Raw genomic sequence first — 21,797 nt, 5'->3', positions numbered from 1 at the left:
CTCCTATCCAAATGAAAATTTCCCTTTAAGGAAATGGGTTGCGCCGTGTATGAGCGAATCCGCTGTTTTCTTTGCTTTTTCCATTCCTTTTTTCGCGCTGTCTATCCCTTTATGTATCGATTTATTCGCCGCATCTATGCCGTCATTCACTGATTTGACGACTTTGCCGGCCGATTCCAGCCCTTTTTTGGCTGTATCAACGACAGCATGGATCGGTTCTTTCAGCTTTAAGGCTGCTTTTTCGGCAAAACCGGCTGTATATTTGGCGATTTGTTCTCCGACGACTCCGCCAATGTATGAACCTGCTGCCCCAAGAAGGACAGTACCCACAGGTCCTGCAAAGCTTCCGATTGCACCGCCGATGACAGCACCAGCTGTGGCACCGCCGGCAACAAAAATCGTATTATTCACAGCATTCCCGACGGCCTTGGCGTTTTCACGCTTGAGAACTTCGGGTTTGTCCTGGTATTTTGCATAATTTTCAGCAATTTTCACGCCTGCTCCGAATGTTTCGGTCGCACCGGTAATCAGTGTGGCGGTAATGGCATTTCCTTTCGCGAATCTCAAGCCCGTTTTTCCCACATCCTTCAAAGTGGAGCGTACGCCGGCTTCATTAAGAAATCCTTTTGTGTAGCTTCTGACGCTGTTTGAAAAATCCACCGTGTCCTGAGGGAAGTATTTTGTAAACTTTTTATGTACCAAATCTGAAAAAGGACGGTTTGTCTTTTTCAACAAATATTTAGGATTCAAAAGCACTCTTGCCGCTTTTTGATAACGTGAGCTGTCAACGGCCCTGGAAATATCCAAGAGCAGTTTTGAGTGCTGTGCTGTATGCAAGCCGCTTGGCTGTTTCACAAATTTCGTAAGCCCTAATCCGTAATATTTTCCCTGCGTCAGCATAAGGGCGGTTAAGCTTGTCAACGTACCGTATTTGTCGTAGGCATTGTAGAGCTTTCGCAAAATATCATCTTGTTCCACAAATTTATCGCCCGTTTTTCTGATGAAAATCTCATTGTCACTCAGCTTGGTGACGAGCGCCTTTCCTGAGCTCCACGCATCGCCCACTCCGGAAAAACAGCTGCTGTAGCGGGGATCGCATTGCAAAATCATCTGCCCCAGCTCCACATGCAGGTCCTTATATTTGTTTTCCATATCAGTTAATTCAGTGACTACATCATTTGCAAGCTGTTCGAGCTTATCCGGATCAACTGCAATGTTTCCTGACACACCGTTCACCTCCCGAGTTTATGTCTTTCCTCTCTTGCTTTACGCTCCAGTTCTTCCATTCTGGCAATTTCAGCTTTTCGTTCTTCTATTTTGACAGCGGCAGCCTTCAGCTCTTGGCTTGTTTCAAGCAGCTCCTGTTCGAATTGATCGTAGGCGGCTTTCGTTTCCTCGAAATCCTGGTCAAACGAATCTCTTGCTTTGCCCTGCCAAGCATCTCCCAATGCAGATAACCGGGATTCAAGCAGCATTTTGGAGCTTCTGACCTCTTCTGCGGCCGCACTATACTTGTTTGCCAGCTCAATGACTTTATATGAGTCCAACTTTTGTCCCCTGCCTTTTCTAAATTCACGCACAATTGGATGTTTTATATAAATGATTATAAATAATTCGGCATGTATCCGAATCGTACAAAAGAACCTTTTCATAAGAATTGGAAGGGCGTATATTCACTTAAAATTCACAGTTGGTGAGACTTTAAGATTACAAAAAAGGTAAAAAAACCAAATCTCTCAGACATAAGGCAAATGAGAAATTTCCCGCTCTATGGGAAAAAACACTAAAGTTGATCAAATGACCTAAGTGCGCCAAACGTGTTACGGGACGGGCTATCTCATGGTATAAATGGAATTGTAAACGTTATCAAGGAGGTCGTCATATGAAGAAAAAATCATTCTCAATCGTAATAGCGGGCGGAGGGAGCACTTTCACTCCAGGGATCGTACTCATGCTCTTGGACCATTTGGAGGAGTTTCCGATCAGAAAGCTGAAGCTGTATGATAATGATAAGGAGAGACAGGATCGAATTGCAGGCGCCTGTGACGTTTTTATCAGAGAAAAAGCGCCGGATATTGAATTTGCAGCGACGACTGACCCGGAAGAAGCTTTTACAGATGTCGATTTTGTTATGGCGCACATCAGAGTAGGGAAATACGCGATGCGTGCGCTTGATGAGCAAATTCCGTTAAAGTACGGAGTTGTCGGCCAGGAGACGTGCGGGCCGGGCGGGATCGCATACGGTATGCGTTCGATCGGCGGTGTGCTTGAGATATTAGATTACATGGAAAAATACTCGCCTGATGCGTGGATGCTCAATTATTCCAATCCGGCGGCGATTGTGGCTGAAGCTACGAGACGCCTTAGACCGAATTCTAAAATTCTCAATATCTGTGATATGCCGGTTGGGATCGAAGACCGGATGGCGCAAATTCTTGGCTTATCCTCAAGAAAAGAAATGAAGGTCCGCTATTACGGATTAAATCATTTCGGCTGGTGGACATCAATTCAGGATCAAGAGGGCAACGATTTAATGCCGAAGCTGAAGGAGCATGTATCTCAATACGGCTATATTCCGAAAACAGAGGCTGAAGCGGTGGAGGCGAGCTGGAATGACACATTCGCCAAAGCGCGTGACGTGCAGGCCGCAGATCCTGACACACTGCCGAATACGTATTTGCAATATTATTTGTTCCCGGATGATATGGTGAAAAAATCAAATCCGAATCATACGCGGGCAAATGAAGTGATGGAAGGTCGCGAAGCTTTTATTTTCAGCCAATGTGACATGATTACACGTGAGCAGTCCACGGAAAACAGCGAAATCAAAATCGATGACCACGCATCATATATCGTTGATCTTGCCCGGGCGATTGCCTACAACACAGGTGAAAGAATGCTGTTGATCGTTGAAAATAACGGCGCAATTGCGAACTTTGACCCGACTGCGATGGTCGAGGTGCCATGCATTGTCGGCTCAAATGGGCCTGAACCGATTACCGTCGGCACCATTCCGCAATTCCAAAAAGGGCTTATGGAGCAGCAGGTATCCGTTGAGAAGCTGACTGTTGAAGCGTGGGCGGAGAAATCGTTCCAAAAGCTGTGGCAGGCGCTAATTTTGTCAAAAACAGTGCCGAACGCGCGTGTGGCAAGACTCATTCTCGAGGATTTAATGGAGGCCAACAAAGACTTCTGGCCTGAGCTTGATCAAAGCCCGACCCGTATATCATAACTGAAATTCCCCCATTTTCGAATCTGTAATTGTATATAATAGAAAGAAAATGGGGGGATCTGATATGCAGCTCGAAGAACTGATCAATCAGCACTACAGCAAATTGAATGACAACGATTTTCATATTTTAAAATATATATTGAATCATAAGCACACATGCTATCACCTTGGAATCGACGCGCTGGCCAAAGCTTGCAGTGTATCGCGTTCCTCAATTTTACGGCTTGCCCAAAAGCTCGGTTTCAGTGGCTACAGTGAATTTCGCGTCTTTTTAAAGTGGGAAGATCAGCCGGAAGAAGGCGAGAGTATGAGTTTTGAAAAGCTGCTTGATGATATTGAAGCAAATTTGAAGTTCTTAAGGACAAAGGACATGACGGACATGTGCCAGCTGATTGATGAAGCTGACCGCATTTTCGTCTACGGTTCTGGAAATGCGCAAAAGATATGCGCCCGCGACCTGCAAAGAATGTTTATTCCGCGTCATCGCTATCTTATTTTGATTGAAGACACGAATGAATTTAATCTGATGCGCGGGGATTTTAAAGTGAACGATCTGTTTATCATCATTTCTCTTTCCGGAGAAACACCGGAGCTGATTCCTCAGGCAAGAATGCTTTCTGCAAAGGGTATTCCCTTTATTTCCATTACGAATTTAAAAAACAATGTCCTCGCCCAGCTGACTCCGCATAATCTTTATGCGACAAGCAAACCTGTGACATTAAGCGATAAAACGGAAATTGTCGCTTTTGCACCGTTTTTTCTCGTTGGCGAAGCATTGTTCCGCGCATATGTTGATTACAAAGAGGCAGAAAAAAATGACAATGAGTAGCAGGGGGTTCTGGTATGATGCAAAAAATTCAGCGCTTTGGAAGCGCGATGTTTGTGCCTGTTTTATTATTCGCGTTCGCCGGCATTATCGTCGGTATCAGCACGCTCTTTAAAAATAAAACCCTCATGGGACCGCTCGCCGATCCTGACGGTTTTTGGTATCAGTGCTGGTATATCATTGAGCAGGGCGGCTGGACTGTCTTTAACCAAATGCCGCTCTTATTCGCCATTGGCATCCCGGTTGCTTTGGCGAAGAAAGCTCAGGCACGCGCTTGTTTGGAAGCGCTTACTGTCTACCTGACATTCAACTATTTTGTCAGCGCGATATTGACGGTATGGGGAGGAGCATTTGGCGTCGACATGAATCAAGAGGTCGGCGGAACGAGCGGGTTAACGATGATTGCGGGCATAAAAACGCTCGATACCAACATTATCGGAGCCATCTTTATTTCTTCGATTGTCGTCTTTTTGCATAATCGCTATTTTGATAAAAAACTGCCCGATTTTCTCGGCATCTTTCAAGGCTCAACATATATCGTGATGATTTCCTTCTTTATTATGATCCCAATTGCCTTGGCTGTGTCTTATATTTGGCCGATGGTTCAATCGGGAATCGGCTCGCTTCAAAGCTTCCTGGTTGCTTCTGGGGCGGTGGGCGTTTGGATATACACGTTTTTGGAACGGATTTTAATTCCGACCGGCCTTCATCACTTTATTTACACGCCGTTTATTTATGGCCCGGCTGTAGCGGAAGGCGGGATCGTCACGTATTGGGCACAGCATCTCGGCGAATATTCGCAAAGCGCCAAACCGCTGAAGGAGCTCTTTCCGCAAGGCGGATTCGCGCTTCACGGCAACTCGAAAATCTTCGGTATTCCGGGTATCGCCCTGGCTTTTTATGTGACAGCCAAAAAGGAAAAGAAAAAACTCGTCGCAGGGCTGCTGATTCCTGTCACACTGACAGCGATTGTCGCCGGTATTACAGAGCCAATTGAGTTTACGTTCTTATTCATTTCACCTTTCTTATTTGCGGTTCACGCCGTGCTTGCCGCCACAATGTCGACAGTTATGTATATGGCCGGCGTCGTCGGAAATATGGGAGGCGGACTGATTGAGGCGGTGACCTTGAACTGGATTCCGCTCTTTGGCAGCCACGGTATGACATATGTGTATCAAATTTTGATCGGGCTCTCGTTTACAGCAATTTATTTTTTCGTCTTCAGATTTTTAATCCTCAAATTCAATATCGCTACACCAGGACGGGAAAAGGATGAACAGCAGGAAACAAAGCTGTATTCGAAAAAGGAATACAGAGAAAGAAAAAACAAGGATGAAACGGCCTCCGCTGCTGAAACGGCTGATGACACCGCTTTTCTGTATATTGAAGCGCTGGGCGGAAAAGACAACATCACTGAAGTCACAAACTGCGCCACCCGCCTCAGAGTCAGTGTCAAGGATGAAACAAAGGTTGAACCCGACAGCGTATTCCGCGCGCTTGGCGCACACGGCGTTGTCAGGAACGGGAAGGCGTTTCAGGTGATTATCGGATTAAGCGTACCGCAGATGCGGGAGCGTGTGGAAAAAATACTAAATGAATAGGTGAAATTATTTGATCAGTGCGCTGTTTAAAGACAGCGCTTTTTTGTTTGTCATACGTTTGCCACTTATAAGTGCAAGGGATGTTATGTTTCTTAAAAATTGAAACCAATAGGGGGAGTAAAAATGGAAAATTATACAACGTTTTTAGGTCTTTACAAACCTGAAAGCACTGAAAGTATTGAAATTGATTCCAAGCTTGCCGAGAATTTCGAAACGATTGATAGTAAAATTGGGATTGCATTAAGTAATGGAATAACAACTTTTGAAAACTTAAATGAAAGACTCAAAATGTATGAGAACAGATTTGAGTACCTTGATGAACGAAACGTAATGGATTATGGAGCTAAAGGAGACGGGGTCACAGATGATACGCAAGCATTTCATGATGCGATGGCCGAAGGTGGCTATCTCATAAAAGTCCCTGCAGGCGTATTTAGGGTATCTGGCTTGCTCGTTCCTTCGAATACAATGCTGGTTGGAGCGGGTAAAAAAAGGACCATCATCAAGTTATTAGACGATACGCCAGTTGGTCACTCTGTACTCACCAATAGTGATCATACAAATGGTAATGAAAATATCTACATTGGACATTTGACACTGGACTGGAATAAAGATACGCGTCCTGCTGGATGGAAGATCCCTAAGGGGCCCACTTCAAGCTGCTTGCTTTTTGCAAATGTGGATTACTCTTTTGTAGAGCATGTTTTTGCAAAAAATGCCGGCCTTCACGGGTTTGATGCTACAAGCCCTAATTATAACAGACACGGAGAAAATGATGATCCTACCTTTTATCAGCCTGGTGGCTGCAACTTTGTAACCTTCTCATATTGCGAAGCAACAGGCTCTGGCGATGATAATTTCACATGTCACTTTGGAAAGCATACGACTTTCAGTCATTGTCTTTCTTACCATCCGATGGGGTTAAATGATGGGTCTTCAAATACAAACTGTTTTGAAATCGATGATGGCTCTCAGGATGTAATGATTGATAGCTGCATCGCAATTGGAGGAGTTCGAGGATTTGAAATTAAAGCTCATGATTATGCTCCGGCTGCAAAAAGAGTTCAACTTGTGAACTGCCGTGCCTATGAAAATGCAATTAGTTTTTGCATTCGGCATATAGGACACCACACAGCAAGTGATCCTCAATCAGCATCAGCTCATGACGTTCAGCTGGCTAACTGTATCGCATATAACCCTAAGCCGAGTGATCTGTACAAAGGGGCAGGGCCGAATGCATTGCAAATTTCAGGTTACGATGGCGTCAATGTGGTTAATTTTCATGCTATATGCGATGATTCCTCCATTAACTATAAGGGAAATTCAGTCGTAAGCGTGTATTATAAAGGGCGTCTAATCAATTTAAAGAATATAACGATTCGAGGATTTAAAACTGCTGATAATGATCTTTATATTGTAGGTGGCGACAATTCCGTCGGCAAGGTAATGATTGATGGTGTGACATTGATCGATTCAGCCGAAAAGGGTGTTGTTTTTGGGAGCGGTATGTACGAGTCTGTAGTTAGTAATGTATGGGGGCAAAGATCGCCTAAAAATAACAGTGGTACAGTTGGGATTTTTTCTGTTGACCCTGATCTTAATGTTTCTAATTGTGACTTTTCAGGCTACGAAACAGATTTTAAGATTGGCGGCGTTGTGACGCCGTACTTTTTGTTTAAACATAAAGGAAGCGGGATTATTGGCTCTCGTGATTCCCACGCTACTGGAAATAATAATTTTGTAGCTGGATCTGTTCGAAGCAGAGCAACTGGGGCTGCTCAATCTTCTGTGATAGCCTCATATAATACGATCAATCCGAACTCAGACTCAGTTGCTCTAGGATGGGCAAGTGGGAGCACACCATCCTCATCAAACAGAAAGATAGAATTTCATGCAAAAGATGGAACGATTAAGGCTTCAGGAAGCATAAAAAGTTCCCAAACGTTCTCGGATTACGCTGAATATTTTGAGAGCCTAAGCGGTGAAAAAATTCCGGCAGGAACCCTAGTTACATTGGAGGGTGATAAAATTAGACCTGCAAAAAAAGGTGACTTTATGCTTGGAGTTATTTCTGAAACAGCTGGTGTGATACTTGGTGAGTCAAGCTTCCATTGGTCTGGAAGATACCTGAAGAATGATTTTGGCGGGTATATTTATGAAAAACAGAAAGGTGCCAATGGCCAAATCGTCATGGCGCCTATGGAAAACCCTGATTATAAGCCAGATAAGAACTATGCCTCTAGGGAAGAGAGGGATGAATGGAATGTTGTGGGCCTTGTAGGACAGGTTTATGTAAGATGCGACAGCACAGTAGAAGCCGGAGACTTTATTCAAGCGCATAACAACGGAATTGCTACAAAAACGGTATCTCCTAAACAAAGGTGGCAGGTCATGAGAGTCATCAAAGAGTTCGACAAAAGTAAGGGATATGGAGTGGTTTTAGTTTTTATTCGGTAACATTAAAATGTACAGATTCTAAATAGAGTGCTTAACAATGCACTCTATTTAGAGTTTTAATTAGATTTTAGAAATTTTTCACCGCATTTTTATGAGATTATATTCCTCGCAAAAAGGTCTTCATTTTAAAATTTATCTTTTTCATTATTCCTACGCTTCCAGCAATCTTCCTAATTTATCTAAGTCTATCCAGTACCTCAACTTGAGTAGAGTAAAATCTTTGATATTTTTTAATGAACGCAGATCAGCAGTGAATAGCTCTTGAATAAAAGATAAAGTGATTTTGGTTATCGATAAATTCAGTGCTTTTCTATGCTTTCATAACACTTCATGACAGTAAAATTCTTTCATCAAGCCCTATAAACAATTAAAATAAAAAGTACATATTGCTAAAAGGGGTTTGGAGGCTTTTACATGCAAAAGGCTTTGTCGTTTTTAAAACCATATTCATTGCTGGCGGGAATTGCTCTGATTCTTATGTTGACGGAGCTTGCAGTTGAACTGATGCAGCCTTTATTGATTGCAAAAATCATCGACGATGGGATATTGAAGCAAGATCTGCGGCATGTATGGATATGGGGCACGGTCATGATCGGGCTGACCGTGTTATCCTTTGCGGCGGGGATGCTGAATTCCTTTTATGCCGCCCATGTCAGCCAAAGCTTTTCCTATGATACGAGAAAAGGGCTTTTTCAAAAAATCCAGTCCTTCTCCTATTCCACATTTGGACAGTTTTCGTCCTCTTCTTATATCACAAGGCTGACAAACGACGTCACACAGGTTCAAAATATGATTTTTATGAGTTTGCGGTTTATGCTGCGGGCTCCCTTAATGATTGCAGGCGGCATTGTGCTATCGCTTGCCGTTAATGTGAAACTCGGCTTTTTTCTGCTTGTGACCATTCCGATCCTGATCTTGTTTTTGCTATGGGTATTAAGGAAAGGCGGGGCACTGTTCCGCTCAGTGCAGAAAAGGCTGGATCAAGTGAACACCATCATGCAGGAAAATTTAATTGCAATCAAGCTGATCAAAGCGCTGCTTCGCGGCAGCCACGAAGTCAAACGATTTATCAAAGCCAACACAAGGCTGATGGAAAAAACGGTTTCGGCCTTTCAGCTTGTGGAATTCACGATGCCTGTACTGATGCTTTTGATGAATCTCTGCATCCTTTTGATTTTGTGGGCGGGGTCCTACAGTATCACGAGCGGAAGCACTCAGGTCGGCGATGTTGTTGCGATTATTAACTACGCAACACGAATTACGGGCGCGCTTTCGATGTTTCCGTTTTTGATTATGATTTTCACCAGGGCGAAAGCTTCAGGGGATAGAATCGGCGAGGTGCTTGAAACAGAAGGCGATGAGCGGGAGGAAGGCATCATATCTGATCGTTTGTCAGGACGGATTGAGTTTCAGCATGTATCCTTTCGCTATCCTGAAATGGACAGAGAAGCGCTCAGGGATGTCTCATTTTCTGCAAAACCAAGAGAAACGATCGCGATTCTCGGTGCGACGGGCTCGGGCAAGTCCACGCTTTTTCAGCTCATTCCGCGGCTTTATCAGCCGGATTCAGGCCGCATTTACATAGATAAAAAGCCGGTTCAAGATTTTCCGGCTGAAGGGCTGCGCAGGCAAATTGGATATGTACCGCAGGAAGTCCTCTTGTTTTCCGGCACAATCAAAGAAAACATCGCTTGGGGCAAAGAAAATGCTTCACTAGATGAAATAATGGATGCGGCCAAACATGCGCAAATTCATGAAACGATTTTGAAGCTCCCAAATGGATATGACACAGTTTTGGGACAAAGAGGCGTCAACCTGTCCGGCGGCCAAAAACAGCGAATTTCCATTGCGCGGGCACTGATTCGAAAACCGGCTATCCTTCTATTAGATGACAGCACAAGCGCGCTTGATCTGCAAACGGAGGCGAAGCTGCTTGAAGCAATCAGCACATACCATTGCACAACTTTGATCATTACACAAAAAATAACCACGGCGATGAAAGCTGATCAGATTTTGCTGCTTGAGGACGGCGAACTGATTGAAAAAGGCACTCACAGTGAGCTGCTTTCTGCATCTCAGTTGTACAAGCGCATTTACGAGTCACAATTCGGAAGGGAGGGGAGCGAGTCATGCTAAAAGACATCCGCAAGCCTTTCCAATATCCCAAACTGCCAATTGACAAAAAAGAAGGCGCGAAAAAGCGGGCGAAAGCAAAGGATACAAAGGGCACACTGAGACGAATCTGGTCTTACTTGGCTGAAAGAAAAGGACTGCTCATACTTGTCATGCTGATGGTTATCATCAGCGCCATATTCGGGCTCCTTGGTCCCTTTGTGATCGGAAAGGCCATCGACCATTTTATCGTCGGGAAAACGGTCAGCGGCTTGATTCCTGTTTTGCTTCTTCTGCTCGCTATCTATATCATTCAGTCCCTGTCGCTTTGGTTTCAAAACTATTGGATGATTACGATCTCGCAGGGCACGGTTTTCAGAATGAGAAGCGAATTGTTCACCCATCTGCATGAGCTGCCGATTCCATTTTTTGATAAACAGCGGCACGGCGAGCTGATGAGCCGGGTGACGAATGACATCGAAAATGTCAGTTCTACCTTAAACACGTCAGTCATTCAAATTTTGTCAAGTGTGATCACCTTTGTCGGGACGATTGCGGTGATGCTGTACATGAGCCCGCTCCTTACATTGATTACGCTGACCATTATTCCGGTGATGGCAGCGAGCCTGAAATGGATCACCAACCGAACGGGAAAGCTGTTTAAAGAACAGCAGAAAAACCTTGGTGATCTGAATGGGTATATTGAGGAATCTGTTTCAGGCGCAAAGGTCATCAAAGCATATTCACGTGAGAAGCAGATTACTGCTGAATTTCTCGAAAAAAACGCTGCACTCAAGACGTCGGGCTTTTGGGCGCAGACGATTTCCGGGTTTATCCCGAAGGTCATGAACTCTTTGAATAACTTAAGCTTTACAATGATAGCGGCAATCGGCGGTTTGTTTGCGCTGAAAGGCTGGATCTCGATCGGCTCCATCGTCGTCTTTGCCGAGTATTCAAGACAATTTACACGCCCTTTAAACGATCTGGCCAACCAGTTTAATACGATGCTGTCCGCAATCGCCGGCGCTGAACGGGTGTTTGACGTGCTTGATGAAAAAGAAGAGCGCGAGGATGAAAAGAACGCCGTGCATCAGCCCATCCAAACAGGCAGCATTGAATTCCGCGATGTGTCCTTCGGTGACGATAAAGGGCAGCAGACACTGAAGCATTTACAGTTTACCGTGCCTGCAGGGCAGTCCATCGCGTTTGTCGGACCGACGGGGGCGGGGAAGACAACCGTCACTAACCTTATCGCCCGTTTTTACGAGCCTAACGATGGAAAAATTTTAATCGACGGTATAGATATTAAAACCCTTACTAGAGCAAGCCTGAGAAAAAACATGGGGTTTGTTCTTCAGGATTCTTTCTTATTTCAGGGAACGATCAGAGAAAACATTCGCTACGGCAGGCTAGATGCTTCTGATCAGGAAGTCGAAGCCGCTGCAAAAACAGCGAATGCCCATAGTTTTATTGAAAGGCTGCCAAAAGGGTATGACACCGTGCTGACGCAAAACGGTTCGGGCATCAGTCAAGGACAGAAGCAGTTGATTTCTATAGCGAGGGCGGTGCTTGCCGATCCGGTTCTTCTCATTTTGGATGAGGCAACAAGCAACATTGATACCGTTACAGAAGTCAACATTCAAGAAGCGCTCGCCCGTTTAATGGAAGGAAGAACAAGCGTCATCATTGCCCACAGGCTGAACACCATTCAAAGAGCGGACCAGATTGTGGTGCTAAAAGACGGTGAAATGATTGAAAAAGGCAGCCATGACGAGCTGATTCGGCAAAAAGGATTTTACAGTGACTTATATGAAAGCCAATTTGAGAAATAGACCTTTGTCCTGCACAGAGGTCTTTTTTGTTACAGATTTATAGTACTTTTATTTTATTTTCGTAAAATGTAACAAAATTACTTGACGTAAACAAGTTATGTATATATACTAGCTTACATTAAGTAAGTGATAACATTTATCAAGGAGGATAAAATGAATAAATCATTTGAAATTGGCACATTACTTTTAAGAGTTATTACAGGTATTATCTTTTTTGTTCACGGTTTATCAAAGTTTCAGGGAATGGAGGGCACCATCCAATTTTTCGGCAGCATAGGCCTTCCAAGCTTTATGGCGTATGTCATCGCAGCGATTGAACTCATTGGCGGAGTGCTGGTCTTCTTCGGATTGGCTACACGTATTGTCGGTGTACTGTTCGCTCTTACACTGATCGGCGCCATCATCACTGTTAAGCTGAAAGCGCCATTCATGGGCAATGCAGAATTTGATTACCTTCTGCTTTTGACATCCATTCACCTGGCGCTTACTGGAAGTCGATTCCTGGCGCTGGACCCATTTGTGTTTAAAGGAAAAAAGAACGGAAACGTTTCAGCATAAGAAAAGAGGCATGCAGCATGACCAGCATTCATGAGGATACACACATTGGCTATGCCAAACTCACAATTCGCAGTCTGGAGCGTTCGCTTCAGTTCTACTGTAACGTCATCGGTTTTCAAGTCTTAAAAAAGACGGATCGCCAAGCTGAATTAACGGCTGACGGGAAACGCGTACTGCTTATTCTTGAAGAAAATCCGAGCGCTGTCGTCTTGCCTGAACGGTCTGTGACAGGCCTTTATCACTTTGCGATTCTTCTTCCGGACAGGAAGGAACTTGGGATCGCGCTCGCCCGCTTGATTGAACACGGCATTGCTATCGGACATGGGGACCATGCTGTCAGCGAAGCGCTCTACCTGTCTGATCCTGACGGAAACGGCATTGAAATGTATGCTGACCGCCCCCGCAGCACGTGGCAGCGTGATCTGGAAGGAAACTATGTCATGACGACAACCGCTGTTGACATTGAGGGCCTTCTGGAAGAGGCAGGAGATGAGCGGAAAGCATCGCTTCCGAACGATACAATCATCGGACACATTCATCTGCATGTCAGTGATTTGAAAGAAGCAAAGGCGTTTTACACAGATGTACTGGGCTTTGACATTGTCGGAAACTATGCGGGCATGTCCGCCCTCTTCGTTTCAGCCGGGGGGTACCACCATCATATCGGCTTAAACATTTGGGCGGGAAGAAATGCGCCGCCTAAACCGACAAATGCCAGCGGACTAGACTATTACACTGTTGTCCTGCCTCACCAAGAGGAGCTGGTTTTAGTGGCGAACCGAGTCAAACATGCCGGGTATTCGATTGAAGAGACGGAAAACAGTTTTCGTGTGAAAGACCCTGTTTCCGGCGCCTATATTACATTTGTGATTTAACTGCAATCCCCTTGCCGAAAAAACGGCAGGGGGATTTTTTATTTTCCAGAAACTCCTGTCAAAAATGCCCTCAGGCAGGTATGATAAGAAGAGAATTGGGTATCGGGAGTGATGAGCGTGAAGGCTCTTTTTTTTACTAGGATTTTCACCTTAATGGTAAGCTGTTCGGTTTATTTTTTTCTTGTAGAGGATGACAGCTGGTTTGAGTATTTGTTCATCGCTGGCGGTGCAAGTGTATTCTTAGCAAATCATCTCTTATTAAGGGTACAGAAATATGCAATTATTTTTTGTCTAATTGATATTGCAGTTGGCTTTTCGTTCGGTTTCATGTTTCCGGGTACAGGTTTATATATTACATTGCTCAGCCCGGTTGCAGTTACCTTTTTTCTGAAGGGATTTGACCGAAAAACTGTATGGTCTGTCCTGTGTTTTTGTTTTATGATGTGGCTGATTGTTCTATTACGCACATATCATATGCTTGGTGATGAATATGTGATGGATCATTGCATCAGCATGACATTCGTTGTCTTCTGCGGTGTCGTGGGCAAATTAATCCGCAAGCTGTTGGAGGCTCAGGATACGGCAAAACAGCAGTTTCAGGAACTGACGGAGTCCCATCTGGCGCTGTCTGCTGCACATCAGGAGCTCCATTTATATGCGAAGCAAGTTGAAGAGCTGACTGCCATTTACGAGCGGAACAGAATGGCGCGGGAAATCCATGATACAGTGGGGCATAAAATGACGGCTCTTCTTGTCCAGCTGCAGCTTTTGCGTGAATGGCAAAAAAGAGACAGTCAAAAAGCGGATGAGACAGTAGGTGTCTGTGAAACACTTGCCCGTGAAGCGCTTGATGATGTCCGCTTATCAGTACGCACTCTGCAAACTGAAAACGATCCTTCGCTAATCGAATCGCTGAAACAGCTGACAGAGGACTTTTGCAAAAATGCAGGAGTCACAACAGAATTTGCGGTCAGCGGCGATCCTGCAATCATCCCGCTGTCTCTCCATCCGACCCTGATCAGAACGGCGCAGGAAGCACTGACCAATGCCAAACGGCACGGCGGCGCCACAGCTTGTTCAATACAGCTTGCCTGCACCACGGACAGCATCAGCCTTGTCATTAAGGATGACGGCAAAGGCAATCCCGAGGCAGCACTTGGTTTTGGCCTCTTGAATATGAAAAAGCGGGCAGCGGAACATGGTGGAATGATCCGCTTTGAAAGCGAACAGGATCAAGGATTTACTGTGAATGCAGAATTTTCACTTGCCAATAAAAAATGGAGCTTCAGGCCCGTGCAGCAAAAGGAGAGTTTATCATGATTAAGATCATCATTACCGACGATCAGGATATTGTCAGAGAAGGGCTGGCATCCCTGCTCCAGCTCCGAGAAGAGCTCGATGTGATCGCAACGGCGCGAAACGGACAGGAAGCATTCGAAAAGGCGAAAGAGCTGGAGCCGGATATCGTATTAATGGACATCCGCATGCCGGTTTCCAACGGGGTGGAGGGAACAAAATTAATCACAAGCTCGCTGCCCGGCGTAAAGGTTTTGATGCTGACAACCTTTAAGGATTCAGCGCTGATTGCTGAAGCGCTTGAAGAAGGAGCAAGCGGGTACCTGCTGAAGGATATGTCGGCAGATACGATTGTAAAAGCGGTGATGACTGTTCATTCTGGCGGAATGGTGCTTCCGCCGGAATTGACTGCCCAAATGCTGAATGAATGGAAGCGTGAAAAACAACTGAAAGGAATAAATGAGATAGAAAAACCTAAGGAGCTGCTCGGCCTGACCGAGCGCGAAATCGAAGTTCTGGCTGAGCTGGGGTACGGGCTGAATAACAAAGAAATTGCCGAAAAGCTTTACATTACAGAAGGCACAGTCAAAAACCACGTTTCAAATATTATCAGCAAGCTGGCTGTCAGGGACAGAACCCAAGCCGCCATTTACTCGGTCAGATATGGTGTATCTGTCTTTTGACATATGACGTTTTGCATATACACTTCTCTGAAAAGGCCTTTTACAGGCCTTTTTTTCATGCCCTATGTTCTATCTGCCGCTACATGCCGCACGCCTTTCTTTCTTCTACAATGGCAATGGATCAAAAAAGGAGTGAGACGACGTGCTGCAAGCAGAAAATATCAAAAAGGCATATGGGAAAAAAACAATCGTGAAAGGTATTTCTTTTTCCCTCCAAAAGGGGGAGTCGTTCGGTCTGCTCGGGCCAAACGGTGCGGGGAAGTCCACAACCATCTCGATGATTTCCGGCCTTGTGCCGCATGACAGCGGGAACATCACGGTGGGCGGCTATGTCATCGGAAAAGAAACGGCCAAAGCGAAACAAAAAATCGGCATTGTTCCGCAGGAAATTGCATTATATCCGACGCTGACGGCTCATGAGAATCTTATGTTTTGGGGGAAAATGTACGGACTTACGCACGGTGAGGCCAAAAATAGATCGGCAGAGGTCCTTGAATATGTCGGTCTGACTGAGCGGGCTAAAGATAAGATTGAAACATTCTCCGGGGGGATGAAACGAAGAATCAACATCGGTGCGGCTTTAATGCATAAGCCCGAGCTGCTGATTATGGATGAACCTACTGTCGGTATTGACCCTCAATCGAGAAATCACATTTTAGAAACGGTTAAACAGCTCAACGAAACGGGCATGACGGTGATCTATACGAGTCATTACATGGAAGAAGTTGAGTTTTTATGCGACAGGATCGGGATAATTGATCAGGGGGAAATGATTGCGATTGGCACAAAAACTGATTTGTGCAGCCGCCTTGGGGGCGATACCATCATTCAGTTCACGGTCAGCGGGATCAATGAAGCGTTTCTTGTGGCGATCCGATCTCTGGCCCATGTGAATGATGTAACAGTACATGAATTAGAGCTCAAAATTGACATTTCTGCGGCTCATCATGAGAAAGTCGTCACAAGTCTGCTTGCTGAAGCCGCTGCTCATCATATAAGCCTGCTGTCTCTTCAAGTGCAGGAACCGAATCTGGAGCGCCTGTTTCTGAATCTGACCGGCCGCACGTTGCGGGATTGAGGAGGGACGGCCATGAAAAAAAGCATATGGATCGCATGGAAAGATGTGAAAATCAGAATCACGGACAGAAAAGGGTTTATGATGCTTATCCTAATGCCGCTCATCCTAACCTGTATTTTAGGCGCAGCGCTCGGATCAGTTGTTGACGGAGGCAGCCGGATTGATGACATCAAAGTCGGCTACATTCAATCAGACCAGTCAGATGCAGCAAACATGTTTACAAAAGATGTTCTCAAAAAAATAAAGTCAATAAAGGTCACAAAAGTCGGCAGCAAAGACAAGATGAAAAAGCTGATTGATGCAAAGAAAATCGATGTAGGCATCGTTATCCCGAACCATTGGGAAGCCGGCAAAACCTCAGCTGTTGTTAATGCCGCTCCTGATCAAACATTGAAAAGTTCCATCATTGAAACAGCTGCAAGCTCATTTATAGAGCAATATAAAGCGGTAAAGGAAGCCGCGTCAGCCTCAATGGACTACATCAGCAAAACGGAAGCTGTACAGCAAGGAAAACTTGACCCTGCACAGTTTGCAGAAAAGCTGGCAAAGACGCTAGAAAAAGAAACAGGTGACAAGCTTACTATTGCGGAAAAATCTGTGGGCAGCAAAGCCGTTAACAGTTTTCAATACTATTCGGCGGCAATGCTTTGCATGTTTATGCTGTTTCATATCACAGTCGGGGCGAAATCATTTTTACAGGAAAAGGATACGGAGACGCTTGCCAGAATGCTGATGACGCCTGCGCAAAAATCTGTCATTCTCTTCGGAAAATGGCTTGGGACGTATCTGTTTGCCATCATACAATTTTTCATATTTCTGATCGTCACAATCAATGTATTTGGTGTGGACTGGGGCGGTAATCTGCTGTTCGTGAGTGTACTCGGGCTTTCTTACGCCGCAGCTGTATCTGGTATTTCAATGCTGCTTGCGTCGTGCATCAGCGATATGAAAACTGCAGATGCGATAGGCGGCTTCGGCATTCAATTGCTTGCGGTTCTCGGCGGGTCCATGCTGCCGCTGTACCAATTTCCGGACGTCTTGCAGTCTGTATCCAAAGCGGTGCCAAATCGCTGGGCGCTTGACGGCTTTCTTTCTTTAATGGAAGGGGGAGGCTGGGCTGACCTTCAAAAGCCTGTGCTTCTTTTTGCGGCGATCGGCTTTTGTTCACTTGTAATTGGTATCAGACGGCTTCATACAAGATAAGGAGGTACAAAAGGTGAAAAAAATTCTAGCCATTTGCGGCATTGAGCTTTCTCTCATTTTTAAGAAGCCACAGAACTATTTGATCATGTTTGCTGCCCCGCTTTTGCTTACCTTTGTATTTGGGAGTATGCTCAGCGGCAATGATGATAAGGTGCGGCTTGCAATCGTTGATCAGGACGATACGATTCTCTCACAGCATTATATTCGGCAGCTGAAGGCACACGATGATATGTATGTATTCGAAAACATGTCTGAAAGCAAAGCGTCAGAAAAGCTGAAACAAAAGAAAATTGCCGGGATCATCGTCATTTCCCGCTCGTTCCAGACACAGCTGGAAAAAGACAAACATCCTGAACTGATTTTCCGTCACGGCCCTGAGCTGTCGGAAGCGCCGATGGTCAAACAATATGTAGAAAGCACATTGGCAACGCTCAATATTCAGGTGACCGCGGCAAAAACGGCATCGCAGACAGCTGGAGAGAACTGGAAGGCTGCGTATAAAACCGTTTTCGCCAAAAAACATGAAGATACAGTTCCGGCTGTAACACGACAGACGCTCAGTGGTAAAAAAGAGGGTGCGGAAGCAAGTGACACAGCCTCCAGAGCATCAGGGTTTTCCATCCTGTTTGTCATGCTGACCATGATGGGAGCGGCTGGAACCATTTTAGAAGCAAGAAAAAACGGCGTATGGTCCAGATTGCTTACAGCCTCTGTCAGCCGAGCCGAAATCGGTGCTGGGTATGTGCTGTCCTTCTTTGTCATTGGCTGGATTCAATTTGGCATATTGCTTCTCGCAACCCATTGGCTGTTTGGCATCAACTGGGGGAATCCGGCTGCGGTTATGGTGCTGGTGTCGCTTTTTCTGCTGACCGTTGTCGGCATTGGATTGATGATTGCGGCCAATGTCAGAACGCCAGAACAGCAGCTTGCGTTCGGTAACTTGTTCGTCATCGCAACATGTATGGTGAGCGGGATGTATTGGCCGATCGACATTGAACCGAAATTTATGCAATCCATCGCTGAATTTCTTCCGCAAAAGTGGGCGATGAGCGGGCTGACAGAGATTATCGCTAACGGTGCCCGCGTCACAGATATTCTCGGAATCTGCGGCATCTTGCTTGCTTTTGCAGCAATCACTTTCGCAGCGGGGCTTAAGGCGCTACGAGCCTAAAAAACATCTGCCGTTTAGGCAGATGTTTTTTTGCATGTGGGTACATTCGTATGGGTGCAGCCTGAACTGCGGTTAATCCTTATCTATCATAGCTAAAATTGATTCCAGCCAAGAAACGTAATTTTTCTCCCGCTCCAGTGCTTTCGTCAGCACAAGATAGTGGCCGAAGTCCGGTGAAGAAAATGACATCGGCTCTGCTGAAGCCATAAGCTTTTCATAGCTTCCCTGTAAGTCAGAAAGCTTGGCCTGGCGTTTTTGCAGCTGGTCTTTGAACAAATCAGAAGCCTCCTGGCGCGATAGACAAGAAATGAAATAAGCCTTCAGCATAAATTCATCCTTCACCGTCTCGGGTATCGGCTGGTGGCGGATCAGCCAGTCATGCAGCTCCTGCTTTCCGCTGTCTGTCAGGGTGTACATCTTTTTCTCCAGCTTTGTGCCCTGAATCGTTGTCCGGAACGTGATAAATCCTTCATCCGTCAGCTTTTTGAGCTCAGGGTAAATCTGGCTGTGCTTGGCGCTCCAAAACTGGCCGAGCTCCTCTTTAAAATAACTCGTAATATCGTATCCACTCAATTCGCCTTTTCGCAAAAGCCCTAATATGGCGTATTTTAATACTCTCATGCTATCCTCCGTGTCTGGCTGTTTCGCAAAACAGATGAGCCGGTGCTCAACTGTGATTCTAACTGCCTATTCCCCTTATTATAGAAAAGGGAGGAAGGGAACACAACCGGGCTCTTTGGAAATGAAGATAAAAGGTTTGTCAGAAGGTATCCGATTTATCTCCGTCATATAAAAGAGATTTAAATTTAATTTTCAGAAAAAATATTAACCATATTGATTTTTTATGTATAATAGGTAATTGGTGGTATAAACATTTTAAGGGGGAATAAACGTGAAAAAAGTACTTATGGCATTCATTATTTGTTTATCGCTGATTCTATCTGTTTTAGCCGCTCCGCCGTCTGGCGCAAAAGCTGAATCAGTACATAATCCTGTCATTCTTGTTCATGGAATAAGTGGTGCATCATACAACTTTTTCGCTATTAAAAACTACTTAATTTCTCAAGGCTGGCAAAGCAACAAACTGTACGCAATTGATTTTTATGATAAAACAGGAAATAACCTAAATAACGGCCCGCAGCTTGCTTCATATGTTGACCGTGTTTTAAAAGAGACGGGGGCAAAAAAAGTAGATATTGTGGCTCATAGTATGGGAGGCGCCAATACGCTGTACTATATTAAATATTTAGGCGGGGGCAATAAGATTCAAAATGTCGTAACGCTTGGAGGGGCTAATGGTTTAGTGTCATCAACGGCGCTGCCGGGTACAGATCCTAATCAAAAGATCCTCTATACATCTATTTACAGTCTCAATGATCAAATTGTCATCAATAGCTTGTCTCGGTTACAAGGAGCGCGAAACATCCAGCTTTATGGCATCGGTCATATTGGCTTGCTCTCTAATAGCCAAGTGAACGGCTATATCAAAGAAGGGCTGAATGGCGGAGGCCTCAATACAAATTAATATCTTCATAAAAAACCTGCAGTCTCCGTTACGGCAGGTTTTTTGCATTTTTCTAGCAATCTCGTCTGAGAAAGATACACCAATAAGCCAGAGGGGTTTATGACCTTAGTCTATCATGCATACGTCAATTTATGACATCAGGCACTTTTTCAAATAGAGCGGACATGTTAAGGTACAACCATCGATTTCTATCAATTTGAAATAAAAGGAGCGCTGTTATGCAAATTAAAGAAATTTTTATGATCCGCTGCATTTCGTGCTTAAGTGTCGTCTTGCTCCATATCATTTCAATGGTCCTGATGCTTCAGGCAGAAGCTCTTGCAGATATTTCTCACACTGTTGATTCTTTCCGAACACTCCTGATGTTCAGCACGCCCGCTTTTATTTTCATCTCTGAATTTTTACTGGCCCGTTCTTATCCTGATGGGGTGCCTGACGGTTTTTTAAAGAAGCGGGGAAAAGTGATTTTTGTTCCTTTTTTATTTATCGCGGCCATCGATGCGCTGCTGATGACCAGTGCGATGGGGGGAGAGGTAACCTTTCTCGCGTTTGTGCAAAAATATCTGGCGAACGTATTCTTAGGAAACTTTATCGGATACTTCATTCTCGTCATCTTTCAATTTTACATGCTGCATATGATGTTTCATGAGTATTTGAAAAAAGCATCGCCGAAATGGGTGCTGTCTATCTCATTTGTGGTGACAGCCGCTTATTTAGGCTATTTCTCCGCAGCCAGCCCGGCTCCTGCTTCTGAAGAGGGCGGGGCATTTCCGTTCTTCTGGGTTCCGTTCGCAGGCTGGCTTTTCTACTTTTGTCTAGCCTACTATTGCGGAAAAGAATACAAGCGTTTTTTAGCGCTGCTGAACCAATACCGCTGGGTGGTGTACGGCGCCGCAATTGCTTCTGGGGCGCTGGTTGTCACTGTTTCTTATGTCGGTGAAATCGGCATGATCAGCTCGAAGCGGCCTGATATCATGCTGTATTCAACAAGCATGATTTTCCTGTGTTTTCACTTGTTTTCCAAAATGAAGCATGTGCCGAAAATCATGATGTTTATCAGCAACTATTCCTTTTCGATTTATCTGCTTCATGCCTATTTTATGATTATAGGCTACGTGTTGCTTTTGAATATGCCCGAAATTCCTGCCGTACCGGCTGTTCTCCTGCTGTTTGCCGTGTGTACAGCCGGCCCGATTCTGACCTCGTGGGCACTGAATAAATTCAAATACGGGTATTTATTTGTGGGGAAAATTTATCAGCCAAAACAGAAGAAGGTAACAGTCGAAGTGCGTGATCACGCAGGGTGAAAAGCAAGCGGCAGGAGGGCTCCTGCCGCTTGTTGTGTATT

At 45.0% G+C, this 21,797-nt stretch carries 18 protein-coding genes; 15 read left to right on the top strand and 3 right to left on the bottom strand.

Annotation, left to right across the window (positions count from 1 at the left end; translation table 11 throughout):
* Positions 1 to 3: 3 nt before the first annotated feature.
* Both NYE22_RS17835 and NYE22_RS17830 read right to left on the bottom strand, forming a co-directional pair.
* Positions 4 to 1,227: a hypothetical protein gene (locus tag NYE22_RS17835; RefSeq protein ID WP_014476173.1), complete on the bottom strand. Its 1,224-nt coding sequence runs from the start codon at positions 1,225 to 1,227 to the stop codon at positions 4 to 6.
* Between the two features lie 5 nt (positions 1,228 to 1,232).
* Positions 1,233 to 1,547, bottom strand: a complete 315-nt coding sequence (locus NYE22_RS17830) for a WXG100 family type VII secretion target (protein ID WP_003243177.1) — start codon at positions 1,545 to 1,547, stop codon at positions 1,233 to 1,235.
* A gap of 335 nt (positions 1,548 to 1,882) precedes the next feature.
* Between NYE22_RS17830 and glvA the strand changes: the two genes are divergently transcribed.
* From glvA to lnrN, 13 genes are all read left to right on the top strand, one after another.
* Positions 1,883 to 3,232, top strand: a complete 1,350-nt coding sequence (gene glvA, locus NYE22_RS17825; RefSeq protein WP_014476180.1) for a maltose-6'-phosphate glucosidase — start codon at positions 1,883 to 1,885, stop codon at positions 3,230 to 3,232.
* Positions 3,233 to 3,296: 64 nt separating this feature from the next.
* Complete coding sequence (glvR, locus tag NYE22_RS17820) at positions 3,297 to 4,061, top strand: MurR/RpiR family transcriptional regulator GlvR (protein WP_014476181.1); 765 nt, start codon at positions 3,297 to 3,299, stop codon at positions 4,059 to 4,061.
* 14 nt (positions 4,062 to 4,075) lie between these two features.
* Entirely contained in the window at positions 4,076 to 5,659 is a 1,584-nt protein-coding gene (malP, locus tag NYE22_RS17815) for a PTS maltose transporter subunit IIBC (RefSeq protein WP_043940075.1), read from the top strand.
* A 123-nt stretch (positions 5,660 to 5,782) separates the two neighbouring features.
* Positions 5,783 to 8,116: a peptidase G2 autoproteolytic cleavage domain-containing protein gene (locus NYE22_RS17810; RefSeq protein ID WP_049140601.1), complete on the top strand. Its 2,334-nt coding sequence runs from the start codon at positions 5,783 to 5,785 to the stop codon at positions 8,114 to 8,116.
* 414 nt (positions 8,117 to 8,530) lie between these two features.
* A complete protein-coding gene (locus NYE22_RS17805; RefSeq protein ID WP_077671667.1) occupies positions 8,531 to 10,252 on the top strand; it encodes an ABC transporter ATP-binding protein in 1,722 nt (573 codons plus the stop codon).
* Positions 10,246 to 12,060 (top strand): ABC transporter ATP-binding protein, encoded by a 1,815-nt coding sequence (locus NYE22_RS17800; protein ID WP_342412020.1) that lies wholly within the window; start codon positions 10,246 to 10,248, stop codon positions 12,058 to 12,060. The genes NYE22_RS17805 and NYE22_RS17800 overlap by 7 nt, the downstream gene beginning before the upstream one ends.
* 153 nt (positions 12,061 to 12,213) lie before the next feature.
* Positions 12,214 to 12,618 (top strand): DoxX family oxidoreductase CatD, encoded by a 405-nt coding sequence (catD, locus tag NYE22_RS17795; protein WP_003244204.1) that lies wholly within the window; start codon positions 12,214 to 12,216, stop codon positions 12,616 to 12,618.
* A gap of 17 nt (positions 12,619 to 12,635) precedes the next feature.
* Positions 12,636 to 13,493: a catechol 2,3-dioxygenase gene (gene catE, locus NYE22_RS17790; RefSeq protein WP_187002134.1), complete on the top strand. Its 858-nt coding sequence runs from the start codon at positions 12,636 to 12,638 to the stop codon at positions 13,491 to 13,493.
* 117 nt (positions 13,494 to 13,610) lie between these two features.
* Positions 13,611 to 14,813 (top strand): sensor histidine kinase, encoded by a 1,203-nt coding sequence (locus tag NYE22_RS17785; RefSeq protein ID WP_032726624.1) that lies wholly within the window; start codon positions 13,611 to 13,613, stop codon positions 14,811 to 14,813.
* On the top strand, positions 14,810 to 15,472 hold the full coding sequence (gene lnrK, locus NYE22_RS17780; protein WP_032726622.1) for a two-component system response regulator LnrK: 663 nt from the start codon (positions 14,810 to 14,812) through the stop codon (positions 15,470 to 15,472). Before NYE22_RS17785 ends, lnrK begins: the two co-directional genes overlap by 4 nt.
* A 142-nt stretch (positions 15,473 to 15,614) precedes the next feature.
* Entirely contained in the window at positions 15,615 to 16,550 is a 936-nt protein-coding gene (gene lnrL, locus NYE22_RS17775; RefSeq protein ID WP_342412019.1) for a linearmycin resistance ATP-binding protein LnrL, read from the top strand.
* Between the two features lie 12 nt (positions 16,551 to 16,562).
* The gene (gene lnrM / locus NYE22_RS17770) at positions 16,563 to 17,753 is read left to right on the top strand and encodes a linearmycin resistance permease LnrM (RefSeq protein ID WP_321541442.1); all 1,191 of its coding nucleotides are present in this window, start codon (positions 16,563 to 16,565) and stop codon (positions 17,751 to 17,753) included.
* Between the two features lie 13 nt (positions 17,754 to 17,766).
* Complete coding sequence (gene lnrN, locus NYE22_RS17765) at positions 17,767 to 18,924, top strand: linearmycin resistance permease LnrN (protein WP_342412018.1); 1,158 nt, start codon at positions 17,767 to 17,769, stop codon at positions 18,922 to 18,924.
* A gap of 72 nt (positions 18,925 to 18,996) precedes the next feature.
* Here the strand turns inward: lnrN and padR are convergent, their stop codons facing one another.
* Complete coding sequence (padR, locus tag NYE22_RS17760; RefSeq protein WP_003233588.1) at positions 18,997 to 19,545, bottom strand: transcriptional regulator PadR; 549 nt, start codon at positions 19,543 to 19,545, stop codon at positions 18,997 to 18,999.
* Between the two features lie 271 nt (positions 19,546 to 19,816).
* On the opposite strand from padR, the gene estB reads away from it, so the two are divergent.
* A complete protein-coding gene (gene estB / locus NYE22_RS17755; RefSeq protein WP_342412017.1) occupies positions 19,817 to 20,449 on the top strand; it encodes an esterase EstB in 633 nt (210 codons plus the stop codon).
* 218 nt (positions 20,450 to 20,667) lie between these two features.
* The gene (locus NYE22_RS17750) at positions 20,668 to 21,756 is read left to right on the top strand and encodes an acyltransferase family protein (protein ID WP_038428639.1); all 1,089 of its coding nucleotides are present in this window, start codon (positions 20,668 to 20,670) and stop codon (positions 21,754 to 21,756) included.
* The last annotated feature ends 41 nt before the right edge of the window (positions 21,757 to 21,797 follow it).

It is taken from the genome of Bacillus sp. FSL K6-1560 (genome assembly GCF_038592935.1).
Taxonomy (GTDB): Bacteria; Bacillota; Bacilli; order Bacillales; family Bacillaceae; genus Bacillus; species Bacillus subtilis.
This window is presented reverse-complemented; position numbering and strand designations above follow the sequence as displayed.